Origin of the sequence: Methylorubrum podarium, from assembly GCF_040270385.1 — a bacterium.
Classification (GTDB): Bacteria; Pseudomonadota; Alphaproteobacteria; order Rhizobiales; family Beijerinckiaceae; genus Methylobacterium; species Methylobacterium podarium.
Genome location: NZ_JBELQE010000083.1, coordinates 82,742 through 100,365, shown reverse-complemented (window position 1 = coordinate 100,365; position 17,624 = coordinate 82,742). Strand labels below are relative to the sequence as shown.

General features: G+C 66.0%; 14 protein-coding genes and 1 pseudogene. 9 read left to right on the top strand and 6 right to left on the bottom strand.

Annotated elements, in window-relative coordinates; all coding sequences use genetic code 11:
* The first annotated feature begins 111 nt into the window (after positions 1–111).
* From aroQ to aat, 4 genes are all read left to right on the top strand, one after another.
* Complete coding sequence (aroQ, locus tag ABS772_RS14570; protein WP_350395566.1) at positions 112–567, top strand: type II 3-dehydroquinate dehydratase; 456 nt, start codon at positions 112–114, stop codon at positions 565–567.
* A 16-nt stretch (positions 568–583) separates the two neighbouring features.
* Positions 584–1,057, top strand: coding sequence for an acetyl-CoA carboxylase biotin carboxyl carrier protein (accB, locus tag ABS772_RS14565; protein ID WP_350395564.1), 474 nt, complete (start codon positions 584–586; stop codon positions 1,055–1,057).
* 10 nt (positions 1,058–1,067) lie between these two features.
* Entirely contained in the window at positions 1,068–2,435 is a 1,368-nt protein-coding gene (gene accC / locus ABS772_RS14560; protein ID WP_350395563.1) for an acetyl-CoA carboxylase biotin carboxylase subunit, read from the top strand.
* 85 nt (positions 2,436–2,520) lie between these two features.
* Entirely contained in the window at positions 2,521–3,195 is a 675-nt protein-coding gene (aat, locus tag ABS772_RS14555) for a leucyl/phenylalanyl-tRNA--protein transferase (protein ID WP_350395561.1), read from the top strand.
* 120 nt (positions 3,196–3,315) lie between these two features.
* Here aat and ABS772_RS14550 read toward each other — a convergent pair whose 3' ends face one another.
* Positions 3,316–3,939, bottom strand: a complete 624-nt coding sequence (locus ABS772_RS14550; protein ID WP_350395560.1) for a TetR/AcrR family transcriptional regulator — start codon at positions 3,937–3,939, stop codon at positions 3,316–3,318.
* A gap of 47 nt (positions 3,940–3,986) precedes the next feature.
* Between ABS772_RS14550 and ABS772_RS14545 the strand changes: the two genes are divergently transcribed.
* A complete protein-coding gene (locus ABS772_RS14545) occupies positions 3,987–4,466 on the top strand; it encodes a monooxygenase family protein (RefSeq protein WP_350395558.1) in 480 nt (159 codons plus the stop codon).
* A gap of 10 nt (positions 4,467–4,476) precedes the next feature.
* Here ABS772_RS14545 and ABS772_RS14540 read toward each other — a convergent pair whose 3' ends face one another.
* The 3 genes from ABS772_RS14540 to ABS772_RS14530 all read right to left on the bottom strand — a co-directional run bounded on the left by ABS772_RS14540 (position 4,477) and on the right by ABS772_RS14530 (position 6,858).
* On the bottom strand, positions 4,477–5,136 hold the full coding sequence (locus ABS772_RS14540) for a DUF2155 domain-containing protein (RefSeq protein WP_238255689.1): 660 nt from the start codon (positions 5,134–5,136) through the stop codon (positions 4,477–4,479).
* Positions 5,137–5,253: 117 nt separating this feature from the next.
* Positions 5,254–6,351 carry an SMP-30/gluconolactonase/LRE family protein gene (locus tag ABS772_RS14535; protein WP_350395557.1) on the bottom strand — a complete coding sequence of 366 codons (1,098 nt, stop codon included), beginning with the start codon at positions 6,349–6,351 and terminating at the stop codon, positions 5,254–5,256.
* Between the two features lie 90 nt (positions 6,352–6,441).
* The gene (locus ABS772_RS14530) at positions 6,442–6,858 is read right to left on the bottom strand and encodes an NADH:ubiquinone oxidoreductase subunit NDUFA12 (RefSeq protein WP_238255687.1); all 417 of its coding nucleotides are present in this window, start codon (positions 6,856–6,858) and stop codon (positions 6,442–6,444) included.
* A gap of 523 nt (positions 6,859–7,381) precedes the next feature.
* On the opposite strand from ABS772_RS14530, the gene ABS772_RS14525 reads away from it, so the two are divergent.
* Both ABS772_RS14525 and ABS772_RS14520 read left to right on the top strand, forming a co-directional pair.
* On the top strand, positions 7,382–11,107 hold the full coding sequence (locus ABS772_RS14525) for a vitamin B12-dependent ribonucleotide reductase (RefSeq protein WP_350395555.1): 3,726 nt from the start codon (positions 7,382–7,384) through the stop codon (positions 11,105–11,107).
* A 12-nt stretch (positions 11,108–11,119) separates the two neighbouring features.
* A complete protein-coding gene (locus ABS772_RS14520) occupies positions 11,120–11,800 on the top strand; it encodes an ImmA/IrrE family metallo-endopeptidase (protein ID WP_350395554.1) in 681 nt (226 codons plus the stop codon).
* 342 nt (positions 11,801–12,142) lie between these two features.
* Here the strand turns inward: ABS772_RS14520 and ABS772_RS14515 are convergent, their stop codons facing one another.
* On the bottom strand, positions 12,143–12,355 hold the full coding sequence (locus ABS772_RS14515) for a DUF2188 domain-containing protein (protein ID WP_350395553.1): 213 nt from the start codon (positions 12,353–12,355) through the stop codon (positions 12,143–12,145).
* Positions 12,356–12,475: 120 nt separating this feature from the next.
* Positions 12,476–12,781 (bottom strand): LysR substrate-binding domain-containing protein, encoded by a 306-nt coding sequence (locus ABS772_RS14510; RefSeq protein WP_350395551.1) that lies wholly within the window; start codon positions 12,779–12,781, stop codon positions 12,476–12,478.
* Between the two features lie 614 nt (positions 12,782–13,395).
* On the opposite strand from ABS772_RS14510, the pseudogene ABS772_RS14505 reads away from it, so the two are divergent.
* Positions 13,396–13,761: pseudogene (locus tag ABS772_RS14505) on the top strand (peptidoglycan-binding domain-containing protein); the annotation flags it as partial.
* Positions 13,762–13,923: 162 nt separating this feature from the next.
* Entirely contained in the window at positions 13,924–17,616 is a 3,693-nt protein-coding gene (locus tag ABS772_RS14500; protein WP_350395647.1) for a hypothetical protein, read from the top strand.
* Positions 17,617–17,624: the final 8 nt, after the last annotated feature.

Here is a 17,624-nt window from a genome sequence, read left to right as displayed (position 1 = left end):
GGCCGGATCGCCGGCCCAACACTGCCCTTGTCGCGCCCCAAGACACTCGTCTAAGACCGCCCCTCCTGCCGGGCGGTTCGCGAAACCTCCGGCCGACGCCATCCGGACGGCATGATCGCGATCCACTGCCTCAACGGGCCGAACCTGAACCTGCTGGGCAGGCGCGAGCCGGGCATCTACGGCGCCGCGACGCTCGCCGAGATCGAGCGGAGCCTGCAGGATCACGCGGCCCGCCTCGATATCGCCCTGACCTTCCGTCAGACGAATCACGAGGGTGAACTCGTGACCTTCGTGCAGGAGGCCGGCGCCGCCGGCGCCGGGGTGCTCATCAACGCCGCCGCCTACACGCACACCTCGATCGCGCTGCGCGACGCGATCAAGGGAGCGGGGGTGACGGCGGTGGAGATCCACCTCTCGAACGTCCACGCCCGCGAGGAATTCCGGCACGTGTCGCGGATCGCCCCGGTCTGCGCCGGTGTGATTTCGGGCTTCGGGCCCCACAGCTACATTGTCGGGCTCGATGCCCTCGCCCATCTCCTGCGCGGACAGCTCCCTGCCGCCTCCTGACGTGAACCAAGAGCCGATGGCCAAGAACGAACCCTTCGATCCCGAACTGGTGCGCGAGCTCGCCCGGATGGTCGCCGAGACCGATCTGAGCGAGATCGAGGTCGAGAAGGGTGACCTGCGCATCCGCGTCGCCCGCAAGATCGAGGCGGTCTCGGTTCAGGTCGCGCCGGCCGCCCCGGCGGTGGTCGCGGCGGCTCCGGCCGCCGCGCCGGCGGCCGCCCTGGCGCCCGCGCCCGCCAAATCCGGCGCGGGCCATCCCGGAGCGGTCCCCTCCCCCATGGTCGGCACCGCCTACCTGCGGCCCTCGCCGGAGGCGAAGCCGTTCATCGAGGTCGGCACCAAGGTCCAGGCCGGCGACAAGCTGCTGCTGGTCGAGGCCATGAAGACCTTCAACGAAATCGTCGCGCCCCGCGCCGGTACGGTGACCGCGATCTTCGTCGAGGACGGGATGCCGGTCGAGTACGGCGAAGCCCTCCTCGTTCTCGAGTAGCCGCCCCGCGATGTTCGACAAGATCCTGATTGCCAACCGCGGCGAGATCGCGCTCCGCATCCTGCGGGCGGCCAAGGAGCTCGGTATCGCCACCGTCGCCGTCCACTCGACGGCGGATGCCGACGCCATGCATGTGCGGCTCGCCGACGAGAGCGTCTGCATCGGCCCGCCGGCCGCCCGCGACAGCTACCTCAACATCCCCTCGATCATCGCCGCCTGCGAGATCACCGGGGCGGACGCGGTCCATCCCGGCTACGGCTTCCTCTCCGAGAACGCCCGCTTCGCCGAGGTGCTGGCCCACCACAATATCGGCTTCATCGGCCCCAAGGCCGAGCATATCCGGGTGATGGGCGACAAGATCGAGGCCAAGCGCACCGCCAAGCGCCTCGGCATCCCCTGCGTGCCGGGCTCCGAGGGCGGGGTCAGCGATCCGGACGAGGCCAAGCGGGTCGCCGCCGAGATCGGCTATCCCGTGCTGGTGAAGGCGGCCTCCGGTGGCGGCGGGCGCGGCATGAAGGTCGCCCGCTCGGAAGCCGACCTGGAACAGGCCCTCGACATGGCCCGCACCGAGGCCAAGGCCGCCTTCGGCGACGACGCGGTCTATCTCGAGAAGTACCTGACCAAGCCCCGCCACATCGAGGTGCAGATCCTCGGCGACGGCCGCGGCGGCGCCGTGCACCTGGCCGAGCGCGACTGCTCGCTCCAGCGCCGGCACCAGAAGGTCTGGGAGGAAGGCGGCTCGCCCGCGCTCAACGCCGAGATGCGGGCCGAGATCGGCGGCATCTGCGCCAACGCCATGCGCGAACTCGGCTATATCGGCGCCGGCACCATCGAGTTCCTCTACGAGGACGGGCGGTTCTACTTCATCGAGATGAACACTCGAATCCAAGTGGAGCACCCGGTGACAGAGATGATCACCGGGATCGATCTCGTGAACGAGCAGATCCGGGTCGCGGCCGGCGGCGGCCTGTCGGTGGCGCAGGAGGACATCAAGGTCGAGGGCCACGCCATCGAGTGCCGGATCAACGCCGAGCATCCCTCGACCTTCCGCCCCTCGCCGGGCCTGATCACCTATTTCCACCCGCCGGGCGGTCTCGGTGTGCGGGTCGATTCGGCCGCCTTCCAAGGCTACCGCATCCCGCCGCACTACGACTCCCTGATCGGCAAGCTGATCGTGCACGGGCGCACCCGCAACGAGTGCCTGATGCGCCTGCGCCGGGCGCTCGACGAGTTCGTGGTCGACGGCATCGACACGACGCTGCCGCTGTTCCGGACGCTGGTGCGCAACACCGACGTCCAGAACGGTCTCTACGACATCCACTGGCTCGAAAGCTTCCTCGCCCGCGAGGAACTGGCCGGCGTCGAGCCGCGGCGCTGAGAGGATGGGACGGCAGGCGTGTCCCGTCACGCCTGCTTCCTCCTGACGGCTGGTGTCGGCGCCCGGAGCGCGCGACAACGCTTCGATGCACGACAGGCATCCCGTGGACATCACGCCCGACATCCTGCTCAAGGCCTACGCCGCCGGGATCTTCCCGATGGCCGAGGATGCGGACGATCCGACGATCTACTGGGTCGAGCCCCGTGCCCGCGGCGTGCTGCCCCTCGACCGATTCCACGTGCCCCGGCGCCTCGCCCGCACAGTGCGCTCGGATCTGTTCGAGGTGGTGAGCGACCGGGATTTCGACGCGGTGATCGACGGCTGCGCCGCCCCCCGCCGCGACACGGCCCGCACCTGGATCAACGCCCGCATCCGCGACCTTTACGGCGCGCTGTTCGATCTCGGCCACTGCCACACGATCGAGGTCTACCACGAGGGGCGTCTCGCGGGCGGCCTCTACGGCGTCTCGCTCGGGGCGGCCTTCTTCGGCGAGAGCATGTTCCACGAGGCGCGCGACGCCTCGAAGGTCGCCCTGGTCCATCTCGTCGCGCGGCTCCGGGCGGGCGGCTACCGGCTCGCCGACACGCAGTTCCTCACCGATCACCTGAGCCAGTTCGGCGTCGAGGAGGTGCCGCGCCACATCTACAAGCGCCAGCTCGCCGTCGCGATCGCCGAACAGGCCGAGTGGGGCCCGCCGGACCGGGTGTTTCGCGGCGCCGAGGCCCTCGCCGCCCTCGGGATCGGCATCACCGAGGCATAGTTCAGGTTTCGAAAGGAAGGGTCCTTTCGCGGGTCCAGGGCGGAGCCCTGGTTGAAGGGAGGCCGGGGCTCTGCCCCGGCGCCCCGCCAAAGGGATGATCCCTTTGGAATCCCGATTTCTTCAGCTGGGAATCGGTTCGAGCCGCACCAGGCGATCGGCGAGGGCTGCGGCCGCCCGCGGGTCCGTGCGCACCGCGTCGCCGAGCAAGCCGTCGATGACGAGCGACGCGATGCCGTGGACCAGGGCCCAGGACCGCAGGGCTTCGTCGGCCGCTTCGGCGGCCGGCACCAGCGTGGCGACCCGCTCCGACAGCACCGCGTAGGCCGCGGCGGAGGCGTCGCACAGCGCCGGGGGCCGGGCTCCGCCGCCGGACCGCGCGCCGCCGAACATCAAGCGGAACAGGCCGGGCTGCGCGGAGGCGAAGGCGACATAGGCCGCCCCCTGCGCGTAGAGGGCCTCCCGTCCCGACCCCGCCCCTCCGCGGTCGGCCGCCGCCAAAGCCGCGCGCAGCCGCTCGAAGCCGACGACGGCCACCGCGGCGAGCAGGGCATCCTTGTCGGGAAAGTGGCGGTAGGGCGCCATCGCCGACACGCCCGCCCGGCGCGCGGTCTCGCGCAGGCCGAGCGAGGCCGCCTCACCCCCCTCCTCCAGGATCGACAGCCCGGCCGCGACCAGAGCCTCGCGCAGCTCGCCGTGATGGTAGCCGCCCTTGGCCGGATTCGGTTCCCCCCGCGATGTTGACACTGTAAGCAACGCGCCTATGATTACATTGTAAACATGGAGTGGATGCCATGCAGACCGCGGATGAGCAAGCGACCGGGAGCGGCCGACCCCGGCGGGACTCGGTCGATCTCTCGGCCTATCCCGGCCTCGTGGTGGTCTATCTCGGCTTCCGGGTCGGCCGGCTGCGGGGCCTGAAGGCGCTGCTCGGCATCGGGCGCGGCCTGTCGCAGGTGCAGCGGGAGATGCCCGACGGGCTGCTCGCGCACGAGAACCTCGTCTACGGCTTCAACCATATCGGCATGCGGCAGTATTGGCGCGATCTGGAGAGCCTGGAGAGCTTCACCCGCTCGGATCCGCACAAGACGTGGTGGCGGGATTTCGGCCGCGATTCCGCCGGAAACGGCTTCTGGCACGAAGCCTACCGTCTCTCCGGCGGCATGGAGGCGATCTATGTCGGCATGCCCCACCCGGTCGGGCTCGGCACCTTCGCCGCCGCCCGCCAGCCGCAGGGGCCGTTCATGACCTCGCGGCAGCGGCTGGCCTCGTAGGGACGATGCTCTACCGGAAGATCGCGTCGAAGATCGATTGCGGCTCGCGCGGGGGCGGCGGGGCCGGCGCCGGGCCCTCGTTGTTCGGGAAGAACTTTCGCGAGGGCTTCTGCTTGGGCTGCACCGGCACGCCGCGCGGGCCCTCGACGTCGACCTGACCGTTCTGGTTGACCTGTTGAGCCGTCTTGGTCGGGTCCGCGCCCTTCTTCTTCGGCTTCTCCTGGCGGGAGGCGAGCGCGGGGACGTCCTCCTGCTCCTTCGCCTCGGCGATCACGTCGGTGCCGCCCTTACAATCGGTCAGCCACACGTCGTAGATCGGGTGCTCGATGGCGTGGAGCCCCGGGCTCGACGCGAACATCCAGCCCGTGAAGATGCGCCGGTACTTGCTGTCGAGCGTCACCTCGTCGACCTCGAGGAAGGCCGTGGTCTTCGGCGTCTCGGTGGGCGGGCGCGAGTAGCAGACCCGCGGCGTGAGCTGCAGGGCGCCGAACTGCACCGTCTCGTCGATGGAGACCTCGAAGGTCACGATCCGGCCGGTGATCTTGTCGAGGCCGGAGAACACCGCCGTTGGGTTCTTGATCTTGTCGGCGGAGGCCGGCAGCGCGGACAGGATCAGCGCCAGCGTGCCGAGCGCGGTCCGGCGCAGAACGGTTGCGGGGATGCGGCTCAAGGCGCCCTCTTGAGTCTGGCTCCGGCCGCCACGGCCGGCAAACGATCCGGCCGTTCCAACACCGTAAGGGTGGTCGAAAAAGGGCGGCGGTGGAAAAATGGAGACTTGGCCGATTCCCTAGTTCCGCACCGGCTTGGCGCCGATCGACATGCGGAAGATCGTGGTCGGGAAGACGATTTTCGACGTGCCGCCGTTCATCGCCTTGCTGCGGTTCATCTGCGCGGCCGGAATCCACAGGCCGCCCTCCTCGTCGATCCACATCGCGTCACCCCAGACGAGCCGCGGGTCCTGCACCAGCGTGCTCTGCGTGCCGTCGGGGGCGAATTTCAGGATGCGCAGGTTGTCGGTGTCGGAGGCGTAGATGTTGCCCTCGGCATCGATCGCGGTGCCGCCGGTGGAGACCGTGGCGGCGAACAGCGCCACATGCTTGCCCCGCTCGGCGTCGCTGACCCCGGCATCGTCGAGCCACCTGGTCTCGATGCGGTAGAGCGGGCCGGGGCAGGCCTGATAGTAGAACCACTTGCCGTCCGGCGAGACTTCGAGCTGGTCGGCGTGGATCGCGATCGGCTTGTCCTTCGGGTCGAGCAGCACCTTGTTCTCACCGGTGAGCGGGCGCTGCGACACCGTGGAGGGATGCCCTTCGAGCACGCGCCGGAGCGAGCCGTCGTCGAGGTCGAGCACGATGATCCCGGGCTGGCCGGCATCGGTCAGGTAGACCTTGCGGCCGTTGAAGCGGAAATCGTCGATGAAGCTCTTGTCCGTGGTCCCCTTCTCCAGGGGGAAGACCTTGCGGACCGTGTTGCCCGCGAGATCGATCTGCACGAGCTTCGGCCCGCCGGGCAGGGGCGCTCCGCCGAGCTCCGCCGCGCCCTTGTCCACCACCCAGAGGTCGCCGTCCGGGCCGATGCGGATCGCGTTGGCGCCGACGAAAGCCTTGGAGGCGTCCTCGCCGGTCTTCCAGCTGTTCCAGGCGGCATCCGGGTAGGGCACGGGCTTGCCGTCCACCCACTCGCCGAGCTCGATCCCCTTGTCCTTCTGCTGGCGCTGGAAGGGGGAGAACAGCCGCCCGTCCCTGGAGCGGGTGATGCCGTTGAAGACGAGGTTTTCCGATTTCAGGACCGGCGTCAGCTCGGCCTGCGCCTGGGCATCGGCCTCCTGCGCCCGCGCCGCCGTCGCGGAGAGGCACAGCAGCAGGGCCACCATCGTCGCTCGCATGGATCGTCCCATTCCATCCTTCGATGGAGGGACAAGGCCCGACGCGCCGATCCGTTCACCGGCAAGCCGGCGAAGGAAACGAGAAACCGTCTACTCGCCCGGCGTCCACGGCACGTAGTCGCCGGTGGCGGCGGGGCGTGCGCCCCAGGAGAGCTGCGAGCCCTTCGGCCGGTAGGCGGCCGCCGTGCCGGTGAGGTTCTCCTCGTGGGGCTTCTGCCACTCACGCGGCGTGTAGTCCTCCTCGCTCGGAGGGACGTCGCCGTTGTGGCACAGCCAAGCCCGCCAGCCCGGCGGCACGCGCGAGGCGTCGGCGTAGCCATTATAGACCACCCAGCGCCGCTCCGAGCCGACCGAGCGGTCGATGAGCGGGCCCTGCGCCTTGTAGTACTTGTTGCCGAGCTCGTCGGAACCGACGAAATGCCCGCTGCGCGCCGTGTAGAGCGCGAGCGACATCGTCTGCCCGTTCCACCACGTGAAGATGCGCAGCAGCGTGTCCTTGAGGGCCATGGTTCCTCCGGCGGGCGACGGGGTCCGCGGGCGCCGTCGCCGCGCCGTTATGGTCGTGACGCGCGCGCGAGTCCAGCGCCCTGCGGCGCTGTCGCATTTTCGGCACGCCCGCCCGGTCTCGTGCGGCCGTTAACCCTATCGAACCCGGCCAACGACGATCCCGAGCCCCGTGCAGCCTGTGAATCGAAAAAATTTCCCGGCGGATTCGATCAGGCCGAAAGGCCACTTAGCACGACGTTCCGGATATCCACAGGTTTATGGCGAAGAACACAACATCTAGCGCGGAACACGGGTAGCCGGCACTAGTTATTGACGCAGATGGCCACCCGGACGTAAGGTTCGGGCATCGCTTCGGACGGCTCGGCGGGGTTCTCGAAAGACCCTGTTTCCGCATGACGGACAGGCCCCCACCTGATGGAATCAGGGGGCCTACGGACCGGCCGGGGCAAGTTCCGGCTTTTCATCCAGGCATCGCGGCTCGCACCGCGGCACGGGGCCCTTCGGCCCCGAGGGAGAGGGATTCATGCGGTTCGAGCGGCGCTACACCACGGCAGGCCAGTCTCCCTACGCGTCCATCGCCTTCCGCGAGGCGGTGAGCGAAATCCGCAACCCGGACGGCTCGGTCGTCTTCCGGCTCGCCGGCATCTCGGTGCCCGAGAGCTGGAGCCAGGTCGCCGCCGACGTGCTGGCCCAGAAATACTTCCGCAAGGCCGGCGTCCCCGCGCGCCTGAAGAAGATCGAGGAGAACAGCGTCCCCTCCTTCCTCTGGCGCTCCGTGCCGGACGAGGCGGCGCTCGCCGAGCTTCCCGAGGACGAGCGCTTCGTCTCCGAGATCTCCTCCACCCAGGTGTTCGACCGGCTCGCCGGCTGCTGGACCTACTGGGGCTGGAAGGGCGGCTATTTCTCCTCCGAGGAGGATGCCGCGGCCTTCATGGACGAGCTGCGCTTCATGCTCGCCCGCCAGATGGTCGCGCCGAACTCGCCGCAATGGTTCAACACCGGCCTGCACTGGGCCTACGGCATCGACGGGCCGAGCCAGGGCCACTTCTACTGCGACCCGAAGACCGGCGTGCTGACGAAGTCGGCCACCGCCTACGAGCACCCGCAGCCGCATGCCTGCTTCATCCAGTCGGTGCAGGACGACCTCGTCAACGAGGGCGGCATCATGGACCTGTGGGTGCGTGAGGCCCGCCTGTTCAAGTACGGCTCCGGCACCGGCTCCAACTTCTCGATGCTGCGCGCGGAGAACGAGCGGCTCGGCGGCGGCGGCAAGTCGTCCGGCCTGATGTCCTTCCTCAAGATCGGCGACCGGGCGGCCGGCGCGATCAAGTCCGGCGGCACGACGCGGCGCGCCGCCAAGATGGTGATCGTCGATATCGACCACCCCGATATCGAGGCCTTCATCGACTGGAAGGTGAAGGAGGAGCAGAAGGTCGCCGCGCTGGTGACCGGCTCCAAGGTCGTCTCGAAGCACCTGACCGCGGTGATGAAGGCCTGCACCCAGTGCGAGGCGGAGGGCGACGCCTGCTTCGACCCCGAGCGCAACCCCGCTCTCAAGCGCGAGATCAAGGCCGCCCGCAAGGCGATGGTGCCCGACGCCTACATCAAGCGCGTCGTCCAGTTCGCGCGCCAGGGTTTCACCAAGATCGAGTTCCCCGTCTACGACACCGACTGGGACTCGGAGGCCTACCTCACGGTGGCCGGCCAGAACTCCAACAACTCGGTTTCGCTGACGGATACGTTCCTGCGCGCCGTCGAGGCGGACGGCGACTGGAGCCTGACCTCGCGCACCACCGGCAGGGTCTCCAAGACCGTCAAGGCGCGCGAGCTGTGGGAGAAGATCGGTGAGGCGGCCTGGGCCTCGGCCGATCCGGGCCTGCACTTCAACACCACGATGAACGACTGGCACACCTGCCCGACCGGCGGGCGGATCCGGGCCTCGAACCCGTGCTCCGAGTACATGTTCCTCGACGACACGGCCTGCAACCTCGCCAGCGCCAACCTGCTGACGATGTACGATCGCGAGACCAAGCACTTCGACACGCAGGCGTTCGAGCACCTCAACCGGCTCTGGACCGTGGTGCTCGAAATCTCGGTGATGATGGCGCAGTTCCCCTCGAAGGAGATCGCCGAGCTTTCCTACAAGTACCGCACGCTCGGCCTCGGCTACGCCAATATCGGCGGCCTGCTGATGACCATGGGCCTGCCCTACGACTCCGATAAGGGCCGGGCGCTCGCCGGCGCGCTCACCGCGATCATGACGGGCGTGGCCTACGCCACCTCCGCCGAGATGGCGGCCGAACTCGGCACCTTCGAGGCCTACCCTGAGAACGCCGACCACATGCTGCGGGTGATCCGCAACCATCGCCGCGCCGCCCACGGCGAGGCGACGGGCTACGAGGGCCTCAACGTCGCCCCCGTGCCGCTCGACCACGCCAACATCCCGCAGGACGACATCGGCGCCCACGCCGTCGCGGCCTGGGACCGGGCGCTCGCGCTCGGCGAGCGGCACGGCTACCGCAACGCGCAGGCCACCGTGATCGCGCCGACCGGCACGATCGGCCTCGTGATGGATTGCGACACCACCGGCATCGAGCCCGACTTCGCCCTGGTGAAGTTCAAGAAGCTCGCCGGCGGCGGCTACTTCAAGATCATCAACCAAGCCGCCCCCGACGCCCTTCGGGCGCTCGGCTACCGCGAGGCCGAGATCGCCGAGATCGAGGCCTACGCCGTCGGCCATGGCTCGATGGGCCAGGCCCCGGCGATCAACCCCGGCTCGCTGCGCGCCAAGGGTTTTTCGGATGACAAGATCGCGGCGGTCGAAGCGGGTCTGAAATCGGCCTTCGACATCAAGTTCGTGTTCAACCGCTGGACGCTCGGCGACGACTTCCTGAAGGACACCCTCAAGGTGCCGGCGGAGAAGCTCGCCGACCCGACCTTCGAGCTGCTGCCGTTCCTCGGCTTCTCGAAGAAGGAGATCGAGGCCGCCAACACCCATGTCTGCGGGGCGATGACGCTGGAGGGCGCGCCCTTCCTCAAGCGCGAGCACTACGCGGTGTTCGACTGCGCCAACCCCTGCGGCCGCACGGGCAAGCGCTACCTCTCGGTCGAGAGCCACATCCGCATGATGGCGGCGGCGCAGCCCTTCATCTCGGGGGCGATCTCCAAGACCATCAACATGCCGAACGACGCGACGGTGGAGGATTGCAAGGCGGCCTACCTGCTGTCCTGGCGCCTCGCGCTGAAGGCCAACGCCCTCTACCGCGACGGCTCCAAGCTGTCGCAGCCCCTCAACGCCGCCCTGATCGCGGACGACGAGGACGAGGCGGAGGACGCGCTCGAGGCGATCATCCAGGCCCCGGCGGCGGCCAAGGCGGCGGCGGCGGCGGAAAAGATCGTCGAGCGGGTGATCGAGCGGGTCGAGCGCATCCGCTCGCGGGAAAAGATGCCGGACCGCCGCAAGGGCTACACCCAGAAGGCGGTCGTCGGCGGGCACAAGGTCTATCTGCGCACCGGCGAGTACGAGGACGGGCGCCTCGGCGAGATCTTCATCGACATGCACAAGGAAGGCGCGACCTTCCGGAGCCTGATGAACAACTTCGCCATCGCGATCTCGCTCGGCCTCCAGTACGGCGTGCCGCTGGAGGAATACGTCGAGGCCTTCACCTTCACCCGCTTCGAGCCGGCGGGCTTCGTGCAGGGCAACGACGCGATCAAGAACGCGACCTCGCTGCTCGACTACGTCTTCCGCGAACTGGCCGTGTCCTATCTCGGCCGCACCGATCTCGCCCACGTCAACCCGTCGGAGATCGGCGGCACGGTGCTCGGCGGCGGCGAGGGCGACACCACCCGCGAAGCGGGCAAGTCCGCTCCGGCGGCCTCGGCCATCGTCTCCCGCGGCCTGCTGCGCGGCTCGGCCGACCGACTCACCCTGATCCAGGGCGGCCCGGGCGGCGCCACGATGGGGGTGGCCGCGGCGGCCACGGGCCAGACGGCCCCGGCCGGCGGCACGGTCCACGCGGTGCGGGGGGCCACCGCCCTGAAGCCTCGCGAGGATGATAGAGCTATCAGTCTGCCATTCACTGCGCCGCAATCCGAAGCACTCTTGTCACAAGAGTACAGGAGAAGTGAGGCTAAGCTGAAAGGGTATGTAGGAGAGGCATGTCCCGAATGTGCCAACTTTACCTTGGTAAGAAATGGCACATGCATGAAGTGCGACACTTGTGGCAGTACAACTGGCTGCTCGTGAAGGCATCGGGGTATGGCACAGGCTCACACAACCAAGCGCCGGTCATACTCCGAAATCAACCGTGAGGCAGAGAGAGCTCGCGAGTTTGGCAACTTGCGAGACTCTATCGATTTTTGCTTGAATGATTATATAGACGGGCCACTGCGAGATAGCTGCAAAGGACGACTTGTAAGGCATATCCTGCCAGTCTCTAAGATGCGCGAACCGGCAAAAGTTGATTTGTGCCGAAAATCGTCGTCCATCGATTTGTATGTTCGGGAGGACATATGGTCTGATAGCAAAGAAAAGCTGCCTCTACCAAGATTCGTCCTTGCACATGAAACTGGACATATATGCCTGCACAAGGATGACAGTTTTGGATTCTCCCCCTATTCGGAGCATGCCCCAAGGTTTATTGAGCGAGAATACTTTGTTGAGGACCAAGCAAATAACTTTGCCGACATATTTTTGCTCCCAGATGGGGCTGTTAGGAATTTTCAAAGCGTACGCGATTTGATTGACTACTGTGATTATTATTGTGGCGTTCCAGAAGAGGCAATCAGGAGGCGATACGGACTGGTCGCACGTTCAACAAGTCATCATTTTGGCCCCAAATATGACTTGAGTCGCCTTTGCTCAAAATGTGGGAGCGGTCGAGTTTCAGCTATACTTAATTACCATAAATGCGATGATTGTTTTAATGTATCCTATTGAAGTATTTTTATCAATAGCTTAGAAGTGCATTACAAAGACTGGAATGTTTTGATAGCTGAACGGCGACTTCAATGCCGAAGCCTGCCCAGAATGCGCTAACTTCACGCTGGTCCGCAACGGCACCTGCCTGAAATGCGACACCTGCGGGAGCACGACGGGCTGCTCCTGAACCGTGAGGGCGCCTCGGGGGCGAGCTACGGTTCGCTGAACCGGAGAAGGACTGAACCACCCACGGCTCACGAAGGCGCCATCAACCCCGGCGCCGGTGACGGGACAGTTCCAACGACACCGCGCTCGGCGAGGTCATGGCCGGCAAGGCGGAGTGTTCCCGGCGACGTCCGGCTAGCGCGTCTTCCGGAACTGGTCGGGCCCGCCCGCCTTCGTGTTCCGCACCCGCGCCACGTTCGGCTTCTTGTCGGGCTCCAGTTCGCGGGCCCGCGCGATCGCATCCTTCTGCGTCGGAAGCACGTCGCTCGCCCGCTTCGAGCCCTCACGGCGGACGGCGAAGTCGCCCTGCTCGCGCGGCTCGACATAGATATTGCCAGGCTTGGACATTTCGAAATTTCCCCGTTGACGTGTATTAACGCGCAACATCCGAGCTGAGTTGCAGTCCTCCCGGGCGAGACCGCGCGGCAGGTTACTTGCCAAGGATTGAAATCGATTGGTGAGCCGTCATTAGGCTGTTGTCCGAAAGGCGACATTTGGCTTGGTGCCGATCGGTACGGAGCTTGAAGCAGCGGAGACAGGCCAGCTGACCAACTTCTCGACATCTGCTTTCCGAACGAAGTGACGTGGGCGAACGACCCCGTAAGAGTGCGCGTCGAGGATTGGTCCGAAAGGTTGGACCAGGGCGCCGCTCGCCAACTCGTCGGCGGTTAGCACGTCAGAGAGGAGCGCTATCCCCTGGCCGGCGATCGCGGCCTGGATGACATGCCCCTCGTCGCTGAACCGAATGCTCCCACTGCCATCGACGCCGGTCACGCCGGCATGCCGCAATCAAGCAGGCCAAGTGGGCGTCTCGTTGGTCAGGCGGGGCCACTCGAAATGCAGCAGCGTGCGATTTCCAGGTCACCCACGGATCAAATGGCGAGCTGGGGACTACAAGCGGAAGTAACGCGCTCGACCAGAAGTCTGTGAGCGTCGAAATCGGAATAGGGACCCGGCCCGTACCGAACAGCGACGTCCACGCTATCGCGAGCGAAGTCGAATAGGCTGGCCGAGTGGTACGGCGCGCGTCCGACGGAGTTGCCGGCCAAGTGCGTAAGGCATTTTTGGACTGCAGAAGTGAACAGATTACCTCGCCGCTGCGAGCATCCGCAGCTGGACCAAGGCAAGCCTGGGACGCACTCGTTTTGGATACAAGGCCGTCAGGCCAACCCAGCCAACAAGTCCCCTCCGACATAAGGCGATCATTTATTCCCCGACGACTTGCACCAAAACTCAAACGAGCAAGTTGCGCATTCGGCGTAAGCCATGCGAGCTGGCCCTGCATCATTATTGAGTATGCGCCCGCAACGTCAGTACGCCTTGGTTATGAAAGGTCATCTTGGTAGCGTTGGCGGGATCTGGCCAGTTCGAGCGAGAGACGTCGCGACATGATCAGCATGAAACGTCGAGGCCGCTCCTGGCCGATCGCATGTCTGCTCCTCCCTCTTCTCTGTGTAAGCCAATCTGCTCCTGCTCAGGACTTCCTGGGTCTGCTCATGCGAGGCATCCAAGAAAGCCGACAGCTTTCGTCGGGTGGTATGAGGCCACGTCACGAGGTTGGTGCAGCGGATCTTGCGCCGGCAGAGAGACGCCTATCGCCGCAGGACCGAAGCTTCGTGCAAGAAGATTTGGCTCGCCTCGGTTTCTACGACGGTGCGCGGGATGGCAACTTAGGGCCGGGGACGCGTGCCGCGATACGGCGCTTCCAGGCATCCCTGAACGAGCCGCAGACTGGATATTTCTCTCCGCGCCAGCTCGGGCAACTGCGCCGATCGGCCGAGGCAGCGCGAAGCACCGGTGCTCCCTGGGGCGTGAACCCTAATAGCGCTCTTCCAGCTCGAGCCGGCGGGCCGGCGCCAACCTTGGCCCTCGCGGGCAGTCCCAATGCCCCTAGAGCCAGTGTCGAAGAGGATATCTTGATCGACGGTGTGCGGGGCGGTGGACCGCGCAATGAGTTCTCACGGGCGATGCTGAGACGCTACATCAAGGCGTCCCCTTCGATCATGGAGGATCGGGAGAACCTCAAGCGTCTTCTCGCAACGCTCGCCCACAGTCAGAACTCCGTCTGGCCGACGCCGGATAATCTCGAGCGCCAGCACCGTGTGGCTAACGGGACCGAATTTGAGCAGGAGGCTGCTCTTGACGAGTTCAAAGCCTTCCTCGCCGCCCAGGCAACAGGTGCCCCCCTGAAAATCCTGCGGATCCGGACATCGGTCCTCGGACGCTACGACAGGAAGCGAGGAGCTTTCCCGTTGAACTTCGGTAGCGATGGCTCGGGCTATACTGATCCGATGGTTCTGAATTGGACCGGCGGACCGTCGATCAGGGTCGGTGTCGATGATTGGGACGACATCACCCACTTGCCGATGGAGGAACCGGTGGCGGTTCGGCTGGCCGCCCTGCTCGGCCAGAACAGGACCGTGTACGCCGCGCTCCGCCTGACCGTGAGCAACGTCGCGGCGAGCGAGCGGGCGGGCGACTCCTCGTTGCAGGCAAGCGGCCGGATCGAAAGCGTCGCCATCCATCTGCCGCCCACGACGCCAGGCGCCGAACTCGGGACGCGCATCGCGACGCTGCCTGTGAAGCGACCGGCTCTGACAGAACCCGAGGTTGCGCGGCTGCCCGAAGCCCGCAATGCGATCGAGAGCTGGACGAGGCTTGGGGTTCGAGCCGAGAGCGACATGCTCGTCGCCCGCCTCGGTCGCCAGGGCAGTGATGTCCCGGAGGACAGCCAAGCCCTCCGGCGCGCGCTGCTTCATCTCGCCCTTGCACGGTCCCCCGGAATCGCCAACAACCTCCAGAACGTCTTCACCATCAGTGCGCGGCTGCTCTCCCCCGCCCAGCACGCACAGCTCTTCGCGCGCCGCATCGATCACAACTTCATCGACGCACTCAACAAGGATGTCTTCCGGCGGCGTGACACCATCGAAACCTTCAAGACGAAATACTTGCCATCGTTGATCGCGCAACGACCGCAGCTGCCAATCCGCCTGCGCATCATCTCGCCCGTCCTGCCGCGGACCTACGATCTTGCCCGCAGGGCCTTCCCCATCGACGGGTACACGTTCAACCGCTCGGACGGCCGCCTGATCTGGCCCACCCTCGGCGAACTATTCGACGTTCGAACCGACCTCAATTCCTATCCCGATGCGATTGGTGTGGAGGAGCGCCGTGCACGGGCGATCAACGATCGCATCCGAAACACCCAGCCCGGCAGGTGGGTCCGCTTGTACCAAGTGGTGGATCTCGACCTTCTCAGCCTAGCCCCGGCTCATCCGGAAGTAGAGAAGGATTTCGGCTACATCTTCGGGGAGGGGTTGAATATCCAATCGCGGGGTCTGGACGCCCGCGTGCATCGGCTCGCCTTCTACGAGGACGAGGATCTGACGCGCCTGCTGTGGGACGTTCCGCTCGACGGTATGCGTGTTCAGGCGCCGCAAGTCGTCGTAGATCCCCTGCCCAACCTCACGCTCGGAAAGCTGCGGCGCCTCACTCTATGGGGAGCGCTCGGGCTCGCAGACCGATCAGGCGCCGGGCCGGATTTTCTCGAGCGCAGCGCGAAGACTTCGCCCGCATACGTCAACGCCAGCGAGTTCGAGCGTGGGGTGGTACTGGACAATCTTCTCCAGTCCGCGACGGCAGACACGCCCAAATCCGACGAGCCGATATACCTGATGGGTTCCGTGAAGCTCGGTCAGCATGACGGGCGGACGGCCTTCGCGATTGACAGCTACAGCCTTGCCTATGCTCGGGACGGCAACAAGCCGCAGCCCCGCGATGGGTTGCTCGGCCTCGGAGTAGCGAATCCCGAAGCGTTGGCCCGCTTTCCGATCGATCCGGCGTCGGCGCAGATCCTGATCAAGGCGGAACCGTCCCGGAGCTTTCAAGCCCTGTTCCGGATCGGATCGCCGAAGGCCACGCCTGTCGCGAGCACGATGGGCCCGAAGGCGGATCTGTCGGTACAGATCGAAGAGATCGTCCTCCTCCATCCCCGCCAGGCGGATCGGGCCGTCGCCCGCGCGGCGGCAGGCGCGATCGTGGCCGCGCAGGGGGACGTTCCGGCCCTCGCCCGCCCTGAAGCCATCCGTCTCGCCATCACGCCCGATCGGGTGGCGCTCAACGACGAAACGATGGTGCTCTACGTGCTTGCACAGTCGGGACGCGAGCCTGACGAACAAGCGTTGCGCTGGCTGCTGGCGCGGCGATGGAAGGCCGAGCACGATCCGTACGGCAATGGTGGCGAGCACGGAACGGGAGACAACGGTCTGCGCAACGTATGGGGGACCTTCTTCCCGAAGGGGCTTCGAGCGCTGTCCGACCAAGATGTCGCACGCTTCACGCCCGCGTTTCGCCGCTGGACCGCGCTCCGCATCGCCGCCCTTCCGCGCAAGGTGACCTTCTTCTGGCACAGCCACGACGGCTCCTCGTCGTTCGGTACCCCTGCTCGAAACCATGCCGAGATCTTGGAGAAGATCGGGGTCAGCCGGCGCAGTCTGGACGAGAGCTATTACGGGACCCTGGACTTCCGCACCGATCCAAAGGGCCAGAGGATCTTCAAAGGCGGCATCATCGAGATGAGCAACCAACCAGGTTCGAACGGCGTGCCGTTGGCATACCTCAGGCTGCCGAATTTGCCGGCGACTGGAATCGGCGACCAGTACCAGATGTACGTCGATCTCGACATCACCCGATTGGTCGCCACGGATGCTGGAACCGGATTGCCCCGGATCGCCTTCGACACCTCCGCCACGGAGGTACGGTGGTGGGGAAGCAAAACCGCTGTAACACCGCGGCCGCTGCTCGCCACTTTGAAGACAGAACCGACGACGCCCCTGCCGGAAATCCGCGATACAGAGCCCGACATTGTGGGCCTGAAGATCGGGATGGCTATGGCGGAAGCTGAGGCGGCGCTGGCAGACCAGATGAAGATTGCCCACGTCCTCGAATACGTGGGGGCGGCCGAGGGAAGCTCGCCGCTCGCCTCGTTGACGCGGCTCTACGTCCGCGACGATGGGTTGGAACTCATCAGCGCCCTGTACGCTCCCGAGGCACTCGGCGGAAAGCTCCTCGGCGCCCGCCGCGATCTCTACTTCGACAAGTCCAGAGCGACACTCTCAGCGATCCAGACGAAGCTCGAAGAGAAGTACGGTACTCCGCTGCGGCCTGAGGTGATGAGCTGGGGAAAGACGGCGGACTTACCCAGCTGTGGAACCGTCGTGTCAGCCATCAACCATCCGTGGCTCGATGCCAGACTTGTCCGGGGCGAGCCAGTCGGCCCGAAGTTCGTCGCTCCGGATGAGCTTGCGCGCGATGCGGAGACGGCAGCGCGCCTGCGTACCACGCGCCGCATCTGGACCGTGCAATGGACGTTCGTCGCCCCCGAGGGTCAGCACGAACGCTGCGGGACCACCGTGAAGGCGGAATTCCAGCCCTCCACAAGCCTCGGCTTCGCCGGAGAACACATCCCGGACGACGAGGCGGCACGATTGACCACTTGGCTCGTCAACCACAAGGCCCACGCAGAGGCCGTCAAGGCCGGGCGAGAATTGGTGCAGCAGGAACGCAACTCTGGCGCCGCCGCGAAGGCTCTGCCGGATGTCAAGCTGTAGCCAACCCG

What these genes read in the sequence shown, in the direction of transcription:
- aroQ (WP_350395566.1), top strand. Translation starts at nt 112, where the DNA reads ATGATCGCGATCCACTGCCTCAACGGGCCGAACCTGAACCTGCTGGGC.
- accB (WP_350395564.1), top strand. Translation starts at nt 584, where the DNA reads ATGGCCAAGAACGAACCCTTCGATCCCGAACTGGTGCGCGAGCTCGCC.
- accC (WP_350395563.1), top strand. Translation starts at nt 1,068, where the DNA reads ATGTTCGACAAGATCCTGATTGCCAACCGCGGCGAGATCGCGCTCCGC.
- aat (WP_350395561.1), top strand. Translation starts at nt 2,521, where the DNA reads ATGCACGACAGGCATCCCGTGGACATCACGCCCGACATCCTGCTCAAG.
- ABS772_RS14545 (WP_350395558.1), top strand. Translation starts at nt 3,987, where the DNA reads ATGCAGACCGCGGATGAGCAAGCGACCGGGAGCGGCCGACCCCGGCGG.
- ABS772_RS14535 (WP_350395557.1), bottom strand. Translation starts at nt 6,351, where the DNA reads ATGCGAGCGACGATGGTGGCCCTGCTGCTGTGCCTCTCCGCGACGGCG.
- ABS772_RS14530 (WP_238255687.1), bottom strand. Translation starts at nt 6,858, where the DNA reads ATGGCCCTCAAGGACACGCTGCTGCGCATCTTCACGTGGTGGAACGGG.
- ABS772_RS14525 (WP_350395555.1), top strand. Translation starts at nt 7,382, where the DNA reads ATGCGGTTCGAGCGGCGCTACACCACGGCAGGCCAGTCTCCCTACGCG.
- ABS772_RS14520 (WP_350395554.1), top strand. Translation starts at nt 11,120, where the DNA reads ATGGCACAGGCTCACACAACCAAGCGCCGGTCATACTCCGAAATCAAC.
- ABS772_RS14515 (WP_350395553.1), bottom strand. Translation starts at nt 12,355, where the DNA reads ATGTCCAAGCCTGGCAATATCTATGTCGAGCCGCGCGAGCAGGGCGAC.